Genomic DNA, 19,644 nt, shown 5'->3' with positions numbered 1-19,644 from the left:
ACCGTACGTCCTGCGAGCATGATCCGCGAGGCTTACGAAGCAATGACGTAAGTGTCGATTCGGCACGCTCCCGCCGTACGGTGAAAGGGTGAACACGCGCATCCTGGTGGTCGACGACGACCCGACCGTGGCCGAAGTGGTGGCGCGATATCTGGAGCGCGACGGGCACGAGGTCGAGTGCGTGGGCGACGGCGCCGAGGCGCTGCGGCGGGCGCTGGCCAGCCCGCCGGATCTGATGGTGCTCGACCTGATGCTGCCGAAGATCGACGGGCTGCAGGTGTGCAGGAAGCTCAGGGAGCGCTGGCCGGTCCCGGTGATCATGCTGACCGCGCTCGGCGAGGAGATCGACCGCGTGGTCGGGCTCGAAACCGGCGCCGACGACTACGTGACCAAGCCCTTCAGCCCGCGTGAGCTGGCGCTGCGCGTCCAGTCGGTGCTGCGCCGCGCCCGCGGCGCCTCGGTCACGGGCGGCACGGGCGTGCTGCGTGACGGCGACCTGGTGGTCGACGTCGGGGCCCATGAGGTACGGCTGGGCGGGGCCGAGGTGCTGCTCACCGCCCGCGAGTTCGACCTGCTGGCCTACCTCGTGCGCAATCCCCGGCAGGCGTTCAGCCGGTCGGCGCTGCTCAACCAGGTGTGGGGATGGTCGTTCGGGGACTCCTCCACGGTGACCGTGCACGTCCGGCGGCTACGGGAGAAGATCGAGCCGGATCCGACCGCGCCGCGGCGGATCGTCACGGTCTGGGGCGTGGGGTACCGGTACGAACCGCTCGAACCCACCGGTGACCCGCATATCGCTAGCGACCCACATGGGGATGAGCCACTCGACGGTGCGCCATGACTCCCCATCCCGCGGTGATGAGCGATCTGGGGATGATCGTGGCGGTCACGGCGGGGCTGGGGCTGCTGGTGGGGATCCTCGGCGTGTCCGCCATGTGGTGGCTGCGTACCCGCTCGATCGGGGTCATGCTGGCCGTCGTCATGGTGGTCGCGATCGCGGCGACGCTGGCCGGCGTGGTGGCGATCACGTACAAGATGATCATCGAGGGTGCGGTCAGGGACATCGTGCTCAGCGTGGTGGCCGTCGGCGGGCTGGTCGGGCTGGGGGTGGCGTTCGTGCTGGCCAGGCGGGTCGTGGGGGAGAGCAGGCGGCTGGTGGCGGCCGTACGCGACCTGCCGTTCACCGCGCCCAAGGGGCTGCCGTCGGAGCTGCAGACGATCGCGAACACGCTGGAGGAGGCGTACGAGCGGGAGCGCGCCCTGGAAGGGGCACGGCGGGAGCTGGTCGCCTGGGTGAGCCACGACCTGCGTACCCCGCTCGCCGGGCTGCGGGCGATGGCCGAGGCGCTCGAAGACGGCGTGGTGTCCGACCGCTGGACCGTCGCGCGCTATCACGGCCAGATCAAGCTGGAGGTGGAGCGGCTGTCGGCGATGGTCGACGACCTGTTCGAGCTGTCGCGGATCCACGCCGGGGCGTTGCGGCTCACCCCTGCCCGGATCGGGCTCGCCGACCTGGTCGCCGACACGCTCGCCGGGGCCGAGCCACTGGCCCGCGCCAAGGGGGTGCGACTGACCGCCGAGGCGGCCGAGGCGGTCCCCGTGCGGGCGGACCCGAACGCGCTGAGCCGGGCGCTGGGCAACCTCGTCGTGAACGCGATCAGGCACACGCCGTCGGACCGCACGGTCGTGTTGCGGGCGGCGGTCGACTCGGGCATGGCGTGCCTGTCGGTCAGCGACTGCTGTGGGGGGATCCCCGACGAGGACCTGCACCGGGTGTTCGAGGTGGCCTTCAGGGGCGAGGCGGCCCGGACCCCGACCAAAGACGGCGGGGCCGGGCTCGGCCTGGCGATCGCGCAGGGCATCGTGGAGGCGCACGACGGGGTGATCGGTGTGGTCAACGACGGGCCGGGCTGCCGCTTCGAGATCCGGCTGCCGCTGGTCTCGGGATAGCGCGCCCGTCAGGTCGCTCAGGTCGGGTTATTCAACCGGACCCCGGAACGGCTCAGGTCGGGACCTCAACCGGACTCCGGGAGCGCGCTGTCGTGGCCGGCGCCGAACGACTCCGACATCGCGCGGAACGTCGGGCACGGCCAGCGCCACATGCAACTCCGGCACCGCAGGATGGGGTGCTCGGCGTCGCTCGTGATGCCGCCCGCGTCGCGCGGCTGGTGGAGGTCGAACAGCCGCAGCCCGAGCTCGGAGAATCTGAGCAGGTCGTCGCGGGCGTCGGCGAGGAAGTCGAGGTCTTCGCCGGCGAGTTTCGTGTGTACGGGGACGAAGCCTTCGTGATTGATCAGGCTACGCAGGCGCCCCACTCTGTCATGCCACGAGGTGGCCTTCTCTGTGCGGATGAGGATGGCTTCCAGTCGTTCGCGGAGCCGTCGTCGGTGCGGGTCTTCGGGTTTCTCTGTTCTCATGAATGCTCGGGCCCGTGGGTCTCGCCCGGCCCCTCCTTCTCAAGTGAAGTAGTGACCAGAAGCGAGGTGCCGGGCCGCCCCCCTCTCCGGCCATGCCGGTGTCACACAGTCAAGCTTCGCGTACTCTCTGTTTTCATGGAGTCCAAACGGAGGACAAAATCCTGAGGTTGCCCTATCGGCGTGACAACGTGACCGGAAGCCTCCGCGCCGCTAGCCTGCCCATGTGGAGCTCAAGGTCTCGACTCGATCACATGCCGGCCATGCGCTAGTCGCCATCACCGGTGAAATCGACCTCTATACGGCACCCCACCTGCAGGCGGAGTTCGCTCGGCTGCTGCAGGACGGGCCCAGCCGCGTGGTCATCGACATGTCCGGCGTGGATTTCTGCGACTCCACGGGGATGAACGTCTTGCTGTCCGCGCTGAAACGCGTCAAGGAGCAGGGCGGGGCGCTCGACGTCGCCGCCCCACGGCCGGCCGTACGCAAGATTCTGCAGGTCACCGGTCTCGATTCGGTCTTCACCGTGCATGACGAGGTGCCGCAGGAGTTCCTCATCTCCGAGGGGTCATGAAGGATACGGCGGTCATTGTCCCGGCCAAGGACGAGGCCGACCGCATCGGTGCCACGGTCACCGCGGCCCTCGCGCTGCCCGGCGTCGATCTGGTCGTGGTCGTCGACGACGGCTCGACCGACCAGACCGGCCGGGTGGCGCGGGCGGCGGGGGCCAGGGTGGTCCGGCACAGCCGCAACCGCGGCAAGGCGGCGGCCATGGAGTCGGGCGCCGAAGCCGTGCGCCTGCTCGACGGTGAGACGCCGCACCACTTACTCTTCCTGGACGCCGACCTGGGCGACACCGCCCGGGCCGCCTCTCCGCTGATCGAACCGGTGCGCGCCGGCAAGGCCGACATGACCATCGCGGTCTTCGTCACCCGCGTCAAGCTGGGCGGCCACGGCCTGGTCGTCCGCCTGTCCAGGGACGGCATCCGCAGGGCCACCGGCTTCGAGCCCGCTCAGCCGCTCAACGGCCAGCGCTGCATCACCAGAGACGCCTTCGAGGCCGCCCGGCCGCTGGCGCACGGGTTCGGCGTGGAGACTGCGCTGACGATCGACCTGCTGCGCAAGGGCTATCGAGTGGAGGAGGTCGAGGTGGAGATGGCCCATCGGGCCTCGGGCACGGACTGGCGGGCCCAGGTGCATCGGGCCAAGCAGCTACGGGATGTGGCACGCGCGCTCGCCACTCGGGAGCCGCTAATCACCCAAAACCTCGACAAAATCCGCCCAAAGCGCTAGCCCCCTCCGCTCCCTTACCTGGCAAACTTCCCCAACTTTCCTGATCGGCCGGGAAATGGGCGGTTTTCCCGGTTTGTGGGCATCGGTGCTTGGGGGCATCGGTTGTGGGCATCGGGCTTGCGTTGCGCCCACTTCGCCGACGGCAGCACCATGATCGAAGACGTGTTGGTGGCAGCCGCTGATGGCGTGATGTGCGCTGCTTTCGGGCTGCCGACCGCGGCCACCGGCGCCGTGACCGAGGGCAGCCCGTGACCGGCGACGTGCCGGTAGTCGCCCACGGCGTGATGCGCGCTGCTTTCAAGCTGCCGGACGGCTTGTTCGAGGTGTCGGACGGTTCGTTCGAGCTGCCGGACAGCCTGTTCGGGGTGTCGGATGGCTTGTTCGAGCTGCCGGCCATGGGACTGTGGCAGAACAGCGGCGGAACTGTCGGTGCGGGTCTGTTCACTGTGTTCATGGACACCGAACCGCGCAGGCGCGGGCCGTTCTGGGATGTGCTGGCCGGGCGGGTCCCGCCGCCGGCCGCGGCCGAGACTCTGGGCTGGCAGCTGATCGAGGTGGATCCCGAGCGGGGGACCATCGAGGTGGCGTTCGAGGCGAGCGAGCGGTTCGTCAATCCCGTCGGGGTGATCCAGGGCGGTTTTCTCGCCGCGATGCTCGACGACACACTGGGGCCGGCGCTGGTCGCGACGCTGCCGGAAGACCAGTTCGCGGTCACCCTCGACCTGCACGTCCAATACCTTCGCCCGGCGCGGCCGGGGCGGCTCATCGGCCGGGGGCGGGTGGTGCGGCGCGGCAGGGAGGTGTGTTTCCTGTCCGGCGAGCTCATCGCGCCCGACGGCAAGACCGTGGCCGTGGCGACCGCGACCGCCCACCTCCAGACCCGCAGAGACTAAGCCGTGGCGACCGCGACCGCCCACCTCCAGACCCGCAGAGACTAAGCCGTGGCGACCGCGACCACCCCCCTCCAGACCCGCCGGGACTGAGGGGGATATGGACCTCGTGTGGTCGAGGCGGTTGCTGGCCGAAATCTCGTACGCGTTATGCCCGAAGAGACCACTAAAGTGGCTCTTGGACGAGCGTGGCCGGGGGCCGCGGTCAACCTCAGGAATGGAGTGTCATGAGCGATGACAGCCCCACCGGCCAGTCCGCATGGGAACGCATTGACACGACCATCCCCCATTCAGCCCGCGTGTGGAACTATCTGCTGGGCGGCAAGGACCACTTCGCGCCCGACCGCGAGGCCGGTGAGCTGCTGCTTCGGACATTTCCTGACTTCGCCGAAGTTGCGCGGCTGCAGCGGGAGTTCCTCATCCGCGCGGTCACGTACCTGGTGGAAGAGGTCGGAGTCCGGCAATTTCTGGACATCGGGACCGGATTGCCGACGGCCAACAACATCCACGAGGTCGCCCAGCGCACCGCTCCCGAGACCCGGGTCGTCTACGTCGACAACGATCCCATCGTGCTCGTCCACGCCCGTGCCCTGCTGACCAGCACCGAGCCGGGCGTCACCGCGTACATCGACGCCGACGTACGCAACCCCGACGTCATCCTCCAAGGCGCGGCCAAGACTCTTGACTTCAGTCAGCCGATCGCCCTGGTGATGCTGAGCATCGCCGGGCAGGTGCCCGACGAGGACGACCCGTGGGGGATCGTCGACCGGCTGATGGCCGCGTTATCGCCGGGCAGCTACCTCGTGCTCAGCGACGGCACCAACACCAACCCGGCCCTGATGGACGCCGTCAGCGCCTACAACAAGGCGGCCGCCAACTCCTATCACCTGCGCAGTCCCGCCCAGATGGCCACCTTCTTCGAGGGGCTTGAGCTTGTCGAGCCCGGCGTCGTACCCACTCCTCAGTGGCGGAGACCCAGCGACGCGTGGGACGAGCCGTCCAAGCTGGTGAGCGCGGTGTGCGGGGTCGCGCGAAAGCCGTAGGAGCTCCAGGACATCCATCGCGCTCTCTGATCCGAACCACCTGTGGCCGCCGCTACGTCGGCCACGGCGGGAGGGTGCATGGAAGCGGGACGCGAACCGGGCCGCATCGAACCGGGACCCACGTCGGGCCGCATCGAACCGGGACGTGCGTCGGGGGGGTTCGAAGCCCGGTATGGGCCATCGAGTCGCGGCGAGGGCCGCGGGCCGGGGAATTTCGAGGCCCGGTATGGGTCGTCGGGTCCTGGTGAGGCGGGAAGTGGGTCGGGCGGTTTTGACGCCCGGCGCGCGTCGCCGGGCCGCGGCGAGACGGGGCGTACCTCGGGCCGTGGCGAGACAGGACGTGCCTCGGGTCGCGTCGAAACGCGACGTGAGCCGGGCTGGGGAGGTGAGCGGGTCCCCGGGGTCGAGGAGTTGCTGGAGGACGTCGCGCGGGGGGACAGGGCGGCGTTCGAGCGGCTGTACGAGGTCGTGGCGCCGCGCGTGTTCGGGCTCGTGCTGCGGGTGCTCCGGGACCGGGCCCAGAGCGAGGAGGTGGCTCAGGAGGTCCTGGTGGAGGTGTGGCGCAACGCCGCGCGCTTCCAGTCGGGCCGGGGCTCGGGGATGGCCTGGGTGCTGACGATCGCGCATCGCCGGGCGATCGACCGGGTCCGTTCGGCTCAGGCGAGCATGGATCGCGAGGAGCGGGCCGCCCGGATGGACGTGCACCGGCCCTTCGACGAGGTCGCCGAATCCGTTGAGACCCGGCTCGAACGCGAGCGCCTGCGCCGCTGCCTGCAGGGCCTGACCGCGTTGCAGCGCGAGTCGGTCACCATCGCCTATTACGGCGGATATTCCTATCGTGAGGTCGCTGAGCTGGTGAAAGTCCCGCTCGCGACGGTGAAGACCAGGATGCGCGACGGGCTGATCCGGCTGCGCGACTGCCTGGGGGTGGAGCGATGAGAGGCATGACCGGCGGGCCCGATCCGCACACGCTGGTCGGCGCGTACGCGCTGGACGCCGTCGACGACGAGCTGGAGCGGCGTCACTTCGAGGACCATCTGACCGGGTGCGCCGAGTGCGCGCTGGAGGTCGCCGCGTTCGCCGAGACCGCGGCCCGGCTGGGTTCCGCCGTGGCCGTCGAGCCGCCGCCCGGCCTCAAGGAGCGGGTATTCGCCCAGATCGACCAGGTCCGGCAGGTCCCGCCGACCGTCGCCGTACCCGCCCAGGAAGACAGCTGGGGGACACCGCGGCGCTCCGAGCATGGAGCTGGGCGTCGCCCCCAGGGGCGGTCCCGGCGGCCTCGGCCGTGGCTGCGGTGGCGGCCGCTGGTGGCGGGCGTGGGCGTCGCGGCCTGCCTGGCGGCGGCCGTCGTGTTCGGTGTCGGCGCCTTGCAGGCCCGTGACGAGCTGGACCAGGTACGTCGGATGAACCAGGAGGTCGCCGCGGTGCTGACCGCGCCGGACTCCCGCATCGCCACGGCCGCGGCCAAGCAGGGCGGTCGCGGCACGGTGGTCGTGTCGCGCTCGCGGGGCAAGATGGTGTTCCTGGCCGCCGGGCTGGCCGATCTGCCGGAAGGCCAGGTCTATCAGCTCTGGCAGCTGGCCCCTGGGCGGATCAGGTCGGCCGGGCTGCTCAGCGCCGACGCCGCCGGCCGCACGCAGCCGGTGATCGCCGCGCCGGGACCCGGGGTGGCCAAACTCGGCGTCACCGTCGAACCGGCCGGCGGCTCCGCCCAGCCGACCACCCGGCCGTTGTTCCTGGTGAACCTGCCCGCCACCTGACCCCCGACACCGCGCGGCACGGTCACCGCGCGGTGCCCACTACCTGACGATCGCCACCCGTCCACCGTCGCCCATCCATCCGGAGGTCGGCTGCGAATACCTGGTACGGCAGCGCCGGCGAGCGCGTCACTCCAGGCCATCTCGTGAGTGACGCGCCGACCGGCCTGTTGTTGAACTGTTATCCGGCGCACCGCGTATCTCCACGTGACCCATCCCCACACCCCCAAGGGGAAGCATGCGTTGGACCACGATCGTCGGCGCCCTGCTCTGCGCGACACTGGCCGGTGGGTGTGCCGCGTCGGCGGCGGGAGCGCCCGCCGCCATGGCCGCCTACGACCAGCAGGACGTCACCTTCAGCCAGGAGATGATCACTCATCACCGGCAGACCATCCAGCTGGCCGAGCTGGTCGCGAAGCGCACGGACACGCCGTACGTACGCGAACTGAGCCAGAAGCTGGAGACCAACGAGAAGGCCGACATCGAGAAGATGTCGTCGTGGCTGAAGTCCTGGCAGGTGGCCGTACCGGCCGAGGACACCAAGGGCGTCGCCGACCAGGTCGCCCAGCTGACGCCGAAGTCCGGTAAGGCCTTCGACAAGCTCTGGCTGTCGCTGATCTCGCAGCACCTCGACCACGGCGTCATGATGGCCACGTCCGCCCAGAGCGGAGGGAAGCACGGTCCCACGATCGAGATGGCGACCCGGCTCGTCTCCGAGCAGACCGCCCAGATCGCGGAGATCAAGGAGCACCAGGCCTGATCGTGACCCGTACACAGGACTCGCGGCGGCAGGTGGGCGCGACCCGCGCCAGGCTGCCGATGCGTCTTGCGCGGTCGGCCTCGTTCACGGTCGTCTGCGTGGCCCTGTCCGCCATCGGGCACTGGCTGGCAGGCGGCAACGCCCCAGGGCCGGGCATGGTCGCGGGCGCGGGCGCCGTCGTGCTGGTCGCGGCCACCGCGATGGCCGGCCGGGAGCGATCCCAGCCGCTGATCGTCGGGCTGCTCGGCACGGCGCAGGTGGGCCTGCACGTGCTGTTCGCCTCGACGGGCGAGTCCCCGCACCTGACCGGTGTTCATGGCCAGAGCACCTGGCCCGGTATGTTCCTGTGTCACGCCGTCGCCACGCTGCTGACCGCGTGGTGGCTGGCCGGCGGTGAGGCCGCCCTCTGGTCGTTGCTGCGCCGGCTCGCCTCGCGCGCCGTACGGATCCTCACGCCTGTCGCCGGCCCTCTCTGGCCGCCCGCCGCCCCCGTGGCCGCGGATCTCGTTCTCGACCGGCCGCGCGAGCGCATGTTGCGGTACGCGGTCGTACGGCGCGGCCCACCACTTCGTTCTGCCTGACCCCCCAACGACGCGAGCAGTCGAGCGCGTCGTGTCCGGCATTTCCGAAAACGAAGTGGAGACTCCCATGATTTACCGCCGAATCGGCACAGTAGCCGCGGCAGCCCTGGCCCTCACGGTGGGCCTCGCGATCCCCGCCCTCGCCCATGTCACGATCAACCCCGGGACCGCGGAGAAGGGCGGCTGGACCAAGCTCGCCTTCCGGGTGCCCAACGAGCGTGACGATGCCTCGACCACCAAACTCGTCGTCACCTTCCCCACCGACCACCCCCTGCCCTTCGTCTCGGTCAAGCCGGTGCCCGGCTGGAAGGCCGAGATGACCGAGGGCAAGCTACCCGAGCCCGTGGTCGCCGACGACGGGGACAAGGTCACCGAATCCGTCCTGAAGGTCACGTGGACCGGCGGCAAGATCGAGCCGGGACAGTTCCAGGAGTTCGAGGTGTCGGTCGGGCCCCTGCCCAAGGACGTGGACGAGATCGCCTTCCCGACCGAGCAGACCTACACCGGCGGCGAGGTCGTCAAGTGGGCGGACGCGCCCAAGAGCGACGGCAAGGAGGCGGAGCACCCGCTGCCCACGCTCAAACTGGTGGCGGCGGCGTCCGGCGGGGAACACGCCGGGATGGCCATGACCACGGCGGCTCCGCCCGCCGCGCAGCAGACGGTATCCGTGATGAAGCAGTCCGCCTCGTCGCCAGCGTCCGACGGCACCGCCCGGGTCATGGGCGTGGCGGGCATCATCGTCGGGCTCCTGGGCGGCGGCCTGGGTCTGGTGAGCCTCAGGCGGCGCGCCCCGGCCGCCTGACAGCCGCTCGCCGGCCGCCTGACAAGCCGTTGTCGCCCTTCCCGATGAGTTTCCGGCCGCTAGCCTGTCTACACCCGCGACAGCGAGAGCAGCAGGGGAGGGGCGCGGTGATGAGCGACATCCAGCAGCAGGTCCAGCGGGCCATCGACCGGATGGTCGAGTCCGGGGCGGAGCGTGGCGTGCAGGTGGCCGTCTACCTGCACGGCGAGCAGCTGGTGGACGCGGTCGCCGGAGTGGCCGATCCGGCGACCGGACGGCAGGTGACGCCGGGCACCGTGTTCTACAACTATTCGATCGGGAAGGCGGCGACCGCGACGGTGGCACACGTGCTCGCCGAGCGCGGCGCCTTCTCGTACGACACGCGCGTGGCCGAGCTGTGGCCGGAGTTCGCCGCGCACGGGAAGGGCACGGTGACCGTCCGGCACGTGCTGACCCACGCGGCCGGTGTGCCGGGCCTGCCCGCGGACACCACGGTGGCGGACCTGTGCGACTGGGACAAGATGTGCGCGGCGCTCGCCGACGCCGAGCCGTGGTGGGAGCCGGGCACCGCGGTCGGTTATCACGGCTACACCTTCGGCTACCTCATCGGTGAGATCGTTCGCCGGGCGACCGGCAAGCCCATCTCGCAGGTGCTGCGGGAGGAGGTCACCGGGCCGCTGGGCGTGGCCGACGAGCTCTACTTCGGCATGCCGGCCGCCGAGCACGGCCGCCTGGCCGTGCTGGAGGACCAGGAGGGCGCCGCGGACATGATGGCGGGGATGCCGGCGGACTCGCCGATGTTCAGGGCGGGCCCGCCGGCCACGTTCCCCTCGGCCGCTCTGGGCAACCGGGCCGACATTCTGGCGGCCGACATCCCGGCGGGTGGCAAGACCTCGGCCCGCGCCATCGCGCGCGTGTACGCCGCGCTCATGGGCGACGTCCCCGGTGTGCGGCTGATCTCTCCGGAGCGGCTGCGCGAGGTCACGGCTGTCACGGCCGAGGGCGTCGACCAGGTCTTCGGTAATCATTCCTCGTGGGGGCTGGGGTTCTCCATCGGCCTGCCGGGGGTTGAAGAGCCGGTCATGAGCGCGTTCGGGATGGGCGGTGCGGGCGGGAGCTTCGCGTACGGGGACACAGCCGGCGGCCTCGCGTTCGCGGTGACCAAGAACCGGCTGACCGCCGACTTCTCCGCCGCCACCCAGCTCATCCAGATCGTCTCGGGCCACTGATCCCTGCGTGAACGAGTACTCCAGGCGGTTGTTCCTGCGGCTCGGCGGTGCCGCCGTGGCCGGTGGGCTGGTCCCCGCCGCGCGGGGATCAGCCGACCCGGCGGACTTCGCCCTCCTGCGCCGCCGGTGGCGCGACGTGACGGCGGGCGCGGGGTTCGACGCGACCGCGGAGCCGTACCGGACCAGGCTCTTACTACTGGGCAGCACGGCGGCCGGCTACCGGGACACCATGGCGCCGACCGGCACGTCGCTCTGGCCCGGCCTGGCATTTCCGTCCTTCGTCCAGACCCCGGTGCGGCTGCAGGCCATGGCCCGCGCGTACGCCTTACCCGGGACCGGCCTGACCGGCGACGCGAGCCTGGCCGCGGCCGTCGCCACCGGCCTCGACCACTACCGGCGGCAGGTGTACGCGGCGGGCGCCCGCCCGGTCGGCAACTGGTGGCCCTGGCAGATCGGCACCCCGAAGCGGCTCCTCGACGTGGCCCTGCTGATCGGCCCGCACCTGACGGACCAGCAGAGCCGGGCGCTGAGCGAGGCCGTGGACCACTTCGTGCCCGAATGGCGCCTGGAGGACTACAGCGGCAACAGCACCGGAGCCAACCGGGTCGACCTGTGCACGGTGACGCTGCTGCGGGCCATCCTCAGATCCGACGCGGACAAGGCCGCGCTGGCCGTCTCGGCGCTGGACCCGATCTTCCCGTACGTCACCGAGGGCGACGGCTTCTACCGGGACGGCTCGTTCATCCAGCACACCACCATCCCCTACCAGGGCGGATACGGAATGGTGATGCTGTCCGGCCTCGCGACGCTGTTCGCGGTGCTGCGCGGCACTCCGTGGGAGCTCGCCGCCCCGAATCTCTTCGACATGGTCGAGCGGTCATTCGCGCCGTTCGTCCATGACGGCTTCTGCATGGACCTGGTCAGCGGGCGGGGGATCGGCCGGGATCCGTACGGCGACCACAGGAGGGGGCGGCTGATCGCCTCGGCGATCCTGCTGCTCGGGGACTCGGCGCCCGTCGCGACCCGGACCCGCTGGCAGGGCATGGTCAAGGGCTGGGCGGTACGTGACACGGTCCAGCCGATGCTCGAAGAGGCCGACCTCGGGTTCCACGCCCGCCTGGCCGCGATCCTGGACGACGAGACGATCCCCGCCGCGCCGGAACCGGCTGGGCACAGGCTGCTGCCGATGAGCGCCCGCGCCGTCCACCGGGGGCCGGGCTGGTGCGCGGGGCTCAGCATGGCCTCCTACCGGATCGGCCACTACGAGCACGGCAACGGCGAGAACCTACGCGGCTGGCACACCGGCTCGGGAATGCTCTACTGGTGGGCCAAGGGCCACGGCGACCAGTACTCCGACTCCTTCTGGGCCACCGTCGACCCCTACCGGCTGCCGGGCACGACCGTCTCCACCAAGCGGCTGGCCGACGGCGCCGGCGCGGCGTGGGGTGACACCTGCCCGCCGGGCCGCTGGGTGGGCGGCGCCACCGACGGCAGGTACGCGACGGTCGGCCAGCACCTGAACGGCCTCCAGAGCACGATGGAGGCGTTCAAGTCGTGGTTCTTCCTCGACGACGCCGTGATCTGCCTGGGAGCCGGGATCACCGGGCGGGACGGTGTGCCGGTCGAGACCATCGTGGACAACCGCCGGACCGGCGCGCTCCTCACCCTCGACCAGAAGGCGGGCTGGGCGCACCTGGCGGGCCACGGCGGCTACGTCTTCCACGGCCTCCTGCGCACGCTGCGCGACAACCGCGCCGCCGGCTCGGTGACCCGGAGCTATGTGACCCTCTGGCTCGACCACGGGACAGACCCGGACGCGGCCGGTTACTTCTACGTGCTCCTCCCGGGCGCGACCCCGGCGCGGACCCGCGCCCGCGCCACCGACCCGACCTGGTTACGCGTCCTGGCCAACACCGCGCGCCAGCAGGGGGTTCAGGTGCCGTCGCTCGGCCTGACCGCCGTCAACTTCTGGAACGCCGGAGCGGTCGGCGGCCTGACCGCCTCCGCTCCGTGCGCGGTCCTCGTCAAGGAGGGCGGCGACGGCACGGCCACGCTGACCGTGTCGGATCCCCGGCGCGACCTGAGCGAGCTGACCGTGATCTGGGACCGGCCGGTGACCCGGGTGCTGCGCGCCCATCCGCTCCTGGTGAGCGCCACGACGGGCGCGCGGCTCACCCTCCGCTGGGGGCGGCTGTCGGACCGGGGCGGCAGCTCGAAGACGATCACCGTACGGCTGGGCTAGAGGCGAGCCGGGCTACAGGTCAAGGCGGACGCCGTAGGACTCGAGCCAGACGTTCAGGTCCAGGGCCAGCTCCAGGCTCATCCTCGACATCGTCGTGGTCGTCTTGCCGACCGGGGCCACGGTGAGCTCCCTGACGCCCGCCGCGTCGAGCAGCGGCAGGACCGGCGCCTTCCCGGCGCGGACGAGGTCGCTCAACGTGTCGCGGAGCGCCTGCTCGTAGGCGACGTCCTGGGTCGCCGGGTAAGGGCTCTTGACCCGCCGCAGGATCGACTCGGGCACCAGGTCGCCGGCGGCGGCGCGGAGCAGGCTCTTCTCCCGGCCGTCGAAGGTCTTCATCGCCCACGGCGTGTTGAAGACGTACTCGACCAGCCGGTGGTCGCAGAACGGCACGCGGACCTCCAGGCCGACCGCCATGCTCAACCGGTCCTTGCGGTCCAGCAGGACCGGCAGGAACCGGGTCAGGTGCAGGTAGCAGACCTCCCGCATCCGCCGTTCGAGGGCGTTCTGACCAGGAAGGTACGGCACCTCGGCCAGCGCGCTCCGGTAAGTGTCGGCGGTGTACGACGGCAGGTCGAGCCGGTCGAACAGCGCCTTGTCGAGCAGATCGGCCGGATCGTGGTCACGCATGACCATCGCGAGCCACGGGAAGGTGTCGGCCTCGACCGCCTGTGGCAGGTGGAACCACGCGTAGCCACCGAACAGCTCATCGGCCGACTCTCCGGACAGGGCCACGGTGGAGTGCTCGCGGATCGCCCTGAACAGCATGTACAGGGAGCCGTTCATGTCACCGAGGAAGTTCGGGATGTCGAAGGCACGCACCACCGACGAGCGCAGGCGCGGGTCGGTCAGCTCCGCGGTGTCGAGCATGATGTCGGTGTGGTCGGATTCGACGTAGCGCGCGAGCTCCTGTACGAACGGCGCGTCCGGATCACCGCGCAGCTCGTCGGGCTGGAACTGCTCGGCGTATCCGGCGAAGTCCACGGCGAAGGACCGGATCTGCCCGTGCTTTCGGGCCATCGCGGTGATCGTGCTGGAGTCCAGGCCGCCCGACAGCAGGCTGCACAAGGGCACGTCCGAGATGAGCTGGCGGCCCACGATGTCCTCGAGCAGGGCGCGAATCGTGCTGACGGTGACGTCGAGGTCGTCGGTGTGCTCGCGCGGCTCCAGTGCCCAGTAGCGGCGGATGGCCGGCCCTTCCCGGCGTACCCGCAGCAGGTGGCCGGGGCGCAGCTCGCGCATGCCCTTGAAGACGGCCCGCTCCGGGCTCCTGCCCAAGGTGAGCAGCTCGCGCAGGCCGTCGGTGTCCACCACCGGCTCGACCAGCGGGTTGGCGAGGATCGCCTTCGGCTCGGAGCCGAACAGTACGCCGTCGCGCAGCGGGTAATAGTAGAGCGGTTTGACGCCCAGGCGGTCGCGCACCAGCAGGAGCTCCTGGGCGTGGTCGTCCCAGATGGCGAAGGCGTACATGCCGTTGAGCCGGTCGGCGACGCCCGCGCCCCATTCGAGATAGCCGTGGAGCACGACCTCGGTGTCGCTCCTGGTGCGGAAGCGGTGCCCCTTGGCCGCCAGTTCGGCCCGCAGCTCGACGAAGTTGTAGATCTCCCCGCTGTAGGTGATGACGACCGGGCCCTCGGCCGTCATGGGCATGTGGCCGCCCTCGACGTCGATGACCGCGAGCCGCCGGTTGCCGAGTATGGCGTGCGGTGACAGCCACAGGCCCCGATCGTCCGGGCCGCGGCAGCTCATGGTCTCGGTCATGGCCTGGGCGGTGCCGTGTTCACTGGCCAGGTCGCGGCTGAAGTCCACCCATCCGGCGATTCCGCACATGCGAGAGTCCTCCCAAGGGTTTGGGGGTGTCGTCATATCGGGATACGTGCAACGTATCCGCGCGTAGGCGGTTGGTCTATGGACGGGAACGGAAGGACTCGTACAAATCAGGCACTTAACCGCTGGAATGGCGGTATCGGGCGGACCTTTCAGCCTTAACTGGATTTGCCGAAATTGATCGACCCGAAAATGTCACCCGCTTGGAGCACTGGGCCGGTGATCCGGGCGTCGCCGCTGATCGTGTTGGACACGTCGTGCTTGGTCTGGACGAGCCGGGCCGTCTCCGTGGTCCACGACGTGAGGTTCTGTCCGAATTCAGCGTCTTCCTGGGCGCGTTCGACCAGGCTTTTGGCGGTTTCCTCCGGGGTCTGCGCTGTTTCGATGGCGGCCACGGCGTCGTCGCCGAAACGTCGGCGTACGAGGCCCGTCAAAGAGGTCCAGGCATTCTTGCCGGCTTCGCCCGCGGCGCCGCCGACTATTGCGGAGATGACCGCCGCCAGCGCGGGAATGACGCTCGGATCCATCGCAGCTCTTTTCGTCAGGACGTTCTTTCAGACTAGCGCTCCGCTTGCCACGATCCAGTGCGGCCGGAACACTACTGAACCGTGGCTGGGCCGGAGAGCGCTGGGCAGGCGAACGACGCTGATATACGCAACGAGGTGTCCGGACAGGTGTCCGGCGGGGTGGTGCAGGCCAGGGACATAGGGTCCGTGACCATAGGCGCCACGCCTCCGCCGCCCGTACGGATCCCCAGGCAGCTGCCCGCCGCGCCACCCGGCTTCGTCAACCGGACCACGGAGCTGGCGCTGCTCGACCGCCTGCTTCTCCTTGAGGAGGGGCCCGCGATCGCGGTGGTCAGCGGCCTCAAGGGAGTCGGCAAGAGCGCGGTCAGCCGCCGCTGGGCGCACCAGGTCCACGAGCGGTTCAGTGACGGCCAGCTGTACGCCGACTTCGGCGCGCTGCGGCACCGGGGCGGCACCGAGGTCAGCGACGTCCTCGGCGGGTTCCTGCGCGCGTTCGGCGTCCACGAGGAGTGGATCCCGGCGGAGCTGCCGGAACGGGCGGCCATGTTCCGCTCCATGACGGCCGACCTGCGGCTGCTCGTGCTGCTGGACGACGCCGAGCACGCCGCCGAGGTGACGCCGCTGTTCCCCGCCTCCGCCGCGAGCGCGGTCGTCGTGACCAGCCACCACCAGCTCGGCGAGCTGCTGGTCGCGGGGGCGCGGCCGGTCAGGGTCGCGCCGCTCCAGGACGAGGAGGGGGTACGACTCCTCTCGGGCATGCTCGGCGAGGACCGGGTCGCCGCCGAGCGGGAGCGGGTGAGCGAGCTCGTACGGCTGTGCGGCGGCCTGCCGATCGCCCTGCGGGTGGCCGGGGCGCGGCTGGTCCAACGGCCTACGTGGACGGTCGACCGGCTGGTCGGCGAGCTGCGGGACGCCGAACGACGGCTGGACCACCTGATGACGGAGGGCAGAGCGATCGTCGAAGCGGTTTTCGACTCCGCGTACACCGGGCTGCCGGAGCAGGCGGCCCGGCTCTACCGCCTGCTGGGCACGCTGCCCGGCCCCGGCTTCTCGGCCGGGGTGGCGCGGGCCGTCCTGGAGAGCGAGCCAGACCACGCGCTGGACCTGCTGCTCGACGCGAGTCTCGTCGAAGAGCTCGACGACGACACCTACCGCTTCCATGACCTGGTCCGGCTGCACGCGGCCCGGTGCGCGCGGCGCGAGGACCCGCCCGAGGCGCGGGAAGCCGCGCTGCGGCGAGTGGCGGAGTGGTACCTGGGGCAGGTGGCCGCCGCCGACGCCGCCATGGGTCCCCGGCTGCGCCTGGCCGACCATCGGGAGCGGTTGTCGGCCGTCGGCCTGCCGTTCGCCACGCCCGGCGCGGCCCTCGACTGGCTGGAGAAGGAGCGCCCCAACGTGCTCGCGCTGCTGCGCGCGGTTGCGGCGGGTGAATGGGACGAGCTGGTCTGGCAGCTGGCCGAGGCCCTGTGGCCGCTCTATCACGAGCGCAAGCACTACGCGGACTGGATCGAGACCAACCGGCTGGGCGTGGCCGCGGCGCTGCGTGTCGGCGACCGCGCCGTGGAGGCCAGGATGCGGAATCAGGTGGCCCGCGCCCACCTGGAGCTCGGCGAGACCGACCAGGCCCAGGCCGAGCTGGTCCACGCGCATCAGGCGGCCCGCGAGGCGGCTGACCCGAGGATGGAGGCGGTCGTCCTGGAGTCGCTCGGCCAGGCCGCCCTGGCCCAAGCGGCCGCCCTCGAGCCGCTCGGTCAGGCCCGGGAGCTGATGGAGGATGCCGCCGCCCACTTCGCCGCCGCGCTGGCCATCCACGAGGGGCTGGGCAACACCCGGGGGATCGGCCTGCAGAGCTACCATCTCGGCCTGGTCCACAGCCGCGCTGGTCGGCACGAAGCGGCGATCGCCGCCTTCGATCGGGCCTTGGCTCTCATGATCTCGGCTGGTGACGAGCTCAGCCAGGGGAAGATCTACCTCGTTCTGGGTGCGGCCCACCGCGAGCTCGGCCACTCCGCGCAGGCGCTGCACTCGGCGCGGATCGCCGCGGACATCATGCGCGAGCGCCGCATTCCGACCAAGCAGACGCGTGCCCTGGAGCTGCTGGCCGACCTCGATCACAGGGACGCCGAGGTCTATCTGCGGCAGGCCATCGCGGTCTGCCTCGCCTCCGGCAACCTGCCCAAGGCCGAGGAACTCCGCGCCCGCCTGGGCGGCGGTTAAGCGAGGTCGATGGCCGCTTCCCGGTCGCCGACCCGGACAGTGGTCAAGGGGCCGTCGCCGTTGACCAGCCAGCCGTACACCGCGGACGGCAGGCACCGGGGGTCGAGGTCGCCGCGCGCTCCGGCGGATGCGGTGACGTCGAGCCGCCGCCCGTCTCGTAGCGCCAGGCGGACCCGCCGCGCACCGGCCACCTCGGCCGCCATGAGACAGCCGGGGTAGCGCCGCAGGGTCTCCGCCGCCCAGCCGTCGGCCGGGTCGCCTCGGACGATGATGGCCGCGGTCTCCAGCCGCCGCCGGTCCGGCTCCTCGGCGTCCACGACGAGATGCGGATCTCGTACGCGGTCTCCCTCGCCGGTCACAAGGTCCGCGCCGGTCACGGGGAAGCGGCGCAGGGACACGGTGCCGTCCTGGACCTCGGCTTCGACCAGGAACGAGAGCACCTCGCCACGCTCCCCCAAGGGATCGGGCAGCGCGGTGGCGGCGGGCTCGGGTCCGGGTTCGAGGTCCATCAGCCGGTACGCGACGTGCCGTAACAACGTGCCCGCCCGGCCGGACTCGCCCAGCGTCCGCTCGGTGATCTCGTCATAGGCACCCGGCCGGTACGTCTCCATGATCCGCTCGATCTGCCCCAGCAGATCCCGCCGCGGGTCGAGGCGGGGCAGCGCCCGGGACAGCGCGGCCGTGGGGGAGGCCGGATCGAGCTCCTCGGCCTCGCGACCGGACGAGGCCAGAAGGGTCGGGCGGCCTAGCGCGGCGCCATAGAAGGTGACCGACCCGTGATCGCCCACGACCACGTCCGCCGCCAGGAGCGCCGCCTGCCAGCCCTGCCGGGGAGGGAGCAGCACCAGGCCGGTGTCGAGGGCGTCCCCCAGCCACAGCCGGACCTGCAGACCGCCGTGGCCGTACCAGACGTTCGGATGCGCGGCCAGGACCACCTGGTACTCGTCCACCGGCAGCTCGGCCGTCAGGCGCGCGACCAGGTCGTCGTTGGCGCCGAGCAGGGAGTGTTCGCCCCAGGTGGAGCTGATCAGCACCAGCTTGCGGTCACCGGTGCTGAGGGCGCGCCGGTAGCGGTCGCGCCGCGCGGCGTTCGCCAGGATCCGGTCGAAGCACGGATCGCCGGTCACCACGGCCAGAGGCACCGCCTCCGGGCATTCGCCCGCCAACCGGGTCAGCTGCTCGTGGTGCGGCAGGGCGATGGCCGCCGGTACGAGCCGGCCGTCGTGCACCAGCTGGCGCCGGGCGAGACCCGAGACGCCGCCCGCGGACGGGAGCAGCCGGTTGTGCCCGGCGCCGTGCGGGACCAGCAGCAGCGGGGCCCTCAGCCGGTGCAGGTCGCCGTTGGCGCTGGCGGAGACGGCCAGGTCGAACGGCGTGTCCACGGCCTGCGCCCAGGAGACGACACGTGCCTCGACGTCCCGCAGATAGTCGCCGATCCCGTCGTCGAACGCCGAACCCGCGGCGACGGTGAACAGCACCTGGACACGGGGGTCCGAACGGAACAGCGGCAGCACGTCCAGCAGCCGGCTCGCCGAGGTGACCGTACGCGCCACCGCGAGGATGTTCCGGCTGGTGCCGACCGTGCGCCAACGACGAGACCCGGAGCCGATCGGTACACGAAGCCAACCCTCGCCGCTCACCACCACTCCGACCGGCCCGATTCCGCAGTAAAAGCCCACCATATGCCGCGAACCCGTCGTACATGGTACGCGGACGCCCACTCCCCGGGAGGTCCCGTCGATGCGGTGGCGCGGGCGGCCGGTCTGGGAGAACCGCTCGTGGGCGAGCGCCAGGCAATCACCTTTTCCGTCATTTACCATTTTCCTGGTGTGTCGTTGAAGAGCCAGGGGAAGCGCCGACCGCCTCTCCAGTGAAGACGATGAATTCCCGGCGCGATGCTTTGAGGTGCCTCCCCGCACGCAATGCCGAATTTCCCGACATATCTGGCGCATTCGTATTATGTAGAGGCATGTTGTGAAATGAGGTTTTGCCTGTCGCCGGGAGACCGGACCGCTCGCCGCGATTATGGTGGGATATGTTCATGCCGTATCGGCGTATCCCGGGGAAACCGAATCCGGCGCTCTCA

General features: G+C 70.7%; 18 protein-coding genes. 14 read left to right on the top strand and 4 right to left on the bottom strand.

Annotated elements, in window-relative coordinates:
- The first annotated feature begins 88 nt into the window (after positions 1 to 88).
- Together ACIBO2_RS18315 and ACIBO2_RS18310 are read left to right on the top strand one after the other, a co-directional pair.
- A complete protein-coding gene (locus ACIBO2_RS18315) occupies positions 89 to 841 on the top strand; it encodes a response regulator transcription factor (RefSeq protein WP_358534032.1) in 753 nt (250 codons plus the stop codon).
- Entirely contained in the window at positions 838 to 1,950 is a 1,113-nt protein-coding gene (locus ACIBO2_RS18310) for a HAMP domain-containing sensor histidine kinase (protein ID WP_358534029.1), read from the top strand. The genes ACIBO2_RS18315 and ACIBO2_RS18310 overlap by 4 nt, the downstream gene beginning before the upstream one ends.
- Positions 1,951 to 2,015: 65 nt before the next feature.
- On the opposite strand, the gene ACIBO2_RS18305 is transcribed toward ACIBO2_RS18310, so the two are convergent.
- Complete coding sequence (locus ACIBO2_RS18305; RefSeq protein ID WP_357938409.1) at positions 2,016 to 2,417, bottom strand: hypothetical protein; 402 nt, start codon at positions 2,415 to 2,417, stop codon at positions 2,016 to 2,018.
- Positions 2,418 to 2,640: 223 nt separating this feature from the next.
- Between ACIBO2_RS18305 and ACIBO2_RS18300 the strand changes: the two genes are divergently transcribed.
- The 11 genes from ACIBO2_RS18300 (at position 2,641) to ACIBO2_RS18250 (ending at position 12,990) form a co-directional block, all read left to right on the top strand.
- Entirely contained in the window at positions 2,641 to 2,988 is a 348-nt protein-coding gene (locus tag ACIBO2_RS18300) for an STAS domain-containing protein (RefSeq protein WP_214635395.1), read from the top strand.
- Positions 2,985 to 3,707 (top strand): glycosyltransferase family 2 protein, encoded by a 723-nt coding sequence (locus tag ACIBO2_RS18295; RefSeq protein ID WP_358534026.1) that lies wholly within the window; start codon positions 2,985 to 2,987, stop codon positions 3,705 to 3,707. The genes ACIBO2_RS18300 and ACIBO2_RS18295 overlap by 4 nt, the downstream gene beginning before the upstream one ends.
- Positions 3,708 to 3,955: 248 nt before the next feature.
- Positions 3,956 to 4,600 carry a PaaI family thioesterase gene (locus ACIBO2_RS18290; RefSeq protein WP_397298014.1) on the top strand — a complete coding sequence of 215 codons (645 nt, stop codon included), beginning with the start codon at positions 3,956 to 3,958 and terminating at the stop codon, positions 4,598 to 4,600.
- Between the two features lie 224 nt (positions 4,601 to 4,824).
- Entirely contained in the window at positions 4,825 to 5,640 is an 816-nt protein-coding gene (locus tag ACIBO2_RS18285; RefSeq protein WP_358534020.1) for an SAM-dependent methyltransferase, read from the top strand.
- Between the two features lie 411 nt (positions 5,641 to 6,051).
- The gene (sigK, locus tag ACIBO2_RS18280; protein ID WP_357938417.1) at positions 6,052 to 6,579 is read left to right on the top strand and encodes an ECF RNA polymerase sigma factor SigK; all 528 of its coding nucleotides are present in this window, start codon (positions 6,052 to 6,054) and stop codon (positions 6,577 to 6,579) included.
- Entirely contained in the window at positions 6,576 to 7,400 is an 825-nt protein-coding gene (locus ACIBO2_RS18275; protein ID WP_397298011.1) for an anti-sigma factor domain-containing protein, read from the top strand. The genes sigK and ACIBO2_RS18275 overlap by 4 nt, the downstream gene beginning before the upstream one ends.
- Positions 7,401 to 7,635: 235 nt before the next feature.
- Complete coding sequence (locus ACIBO2_RS18270) at positions 7,636 to 8,157, top strand: DUF305 domain-containing protein (protein WP_357938421.1); 522 nt, start codon at positions 7,636 to 7,638, stop codon at positions 8,155 to 8,157.
- A 2-nt stretch (positions 8,158 to 8,159) separates the two neighbouring features.
- Complete coding sequence (locus ACIBO2_RS18265; protein WP_358534011.1) at positions 8,160 to 8,738, top strand: MFS transporter; 579 nt, start codon at positions 8,160 to 8,162, stop codon at positions 8,736 to 8,738.
- Positions 8,739 to 8,805: 67 nt separating this feature from the next.
- The gene (locus ACIBO2_RS18260; protein ID WP_358534008.1) at positions 8,806 to 9,540 is read left to right on the top strand and encodes a YcnI family protein; all 735 of its coding nucleotides are present in this window, start codon (positions 8,806 to 8,808) and stop codon (positions 9,538 to 9,540) included.
- Positions 9,541 to 9,650: 110 nt separating this feature from the next.
- A complete protein-coding gene (locus ACIBO2_RS18255) occupies positions 9,651 to 10,748 on the top strand; it encodes a serine hydrolase domain-containing protein (protein ID WP_358534005.1) in 1,098 nt (365 codons plus the stop codon).
- A 7-nt stretch (positions 10,749 to 10,755) separates the two neighbouring features.
- Complete coding sequence (locus tag ACIBO2_RS18250; protein ID WP_397298008.1) at positions 10,756 to 12,990, top strand: polysaccharide lyase 8 family protein; 2,235 nt, start codon at positions 10,756 to 10,758, stop codon at positions 12,988 to 12,990.
- Positions 12,991 to 13,002: 12 nt separating this feature from the next.
- Here the strand turns inward: ACIBO2_RS18250 and asnB are convergent, their stop codons facing one another.
- Together asnB and ACIBO2_RS18240 are read right to left on the bottom strand one after the other, a co-directional pair.
- A complete protein-coding gene (gene asnB / locus ACIBO2_RS18245; protein ID WP_358533999.1) occupies positions 13,003 to 14,817 on the bottom strand; it encodes an asparagine synthase (glutamine-hydrolyzing) in 1,815 nt (604 codons plus the stop codon).
- Positions 14,818 to 14,972: 155 nt separating this feature from the next.
- Positions 14,973 to 15,341: a hypothetical protein gene (locus tag ACIBO2_RS18240; RefSeq protein WP_357938432.1), complete on the bottom strand. Its 369-nt coding sequence runs from the start codon at positions 15,339 to 15,341 to the stop codon at positions 14,973 to 14,975.
- 135 nt (positions 15,342 to 15,476) lie between these two features.
- Here ACIBO2_RS18240 and ACIBO2_RS18235 point away from each other — a divergent pair, with 135 nt between their 5' ends.
- A complete protein-coding gene (locus tag ACIBO2_RS18235; RefSeq protein ID WP_397298005.1) occupies positions 15,477 to 17,558 on the top strand; it encodes a tetratricopeptide repeat protein in 2,082 nt (693 codons plus the stop codon).
- Here ACIBO2_RS18235 and ACIBO2_RS18230 read toward each other — a convergent pair.
- A complete protein-coding gene (locus tag ACIBO2_RS18230) occupies positions 17,555 to 19,111 on the bottom strand; it encodes a hypothetical protein (protein WP_358533993.1) in 1,557 nt (518 codons plus the stop codon). The two genes, ACIBO2_RS18235 and ACIBO2_RS18230, sit on opposite strands and share 4 nt — an antisense overlap.
- Positions 19,112 to 19,644: the final 533 nt, after the last annotated feature.

Origin of the sequence: Nonomuraea sp. NPDC050022 (assembly GCF_044460705.1) — a bacterium.
In the GTDB taxonomy this organism is placed as follows: Bacteria; Actinomycetota; Actinomycetes; order Streptosporangiales; family Streptosporangiaceae; genus Nonomuraea.
The sequence above is the reverse complement of the archived record's forward strand: the minus strand, read 5'-3'. Positions and strand labels throughout refer to the sequence as shown.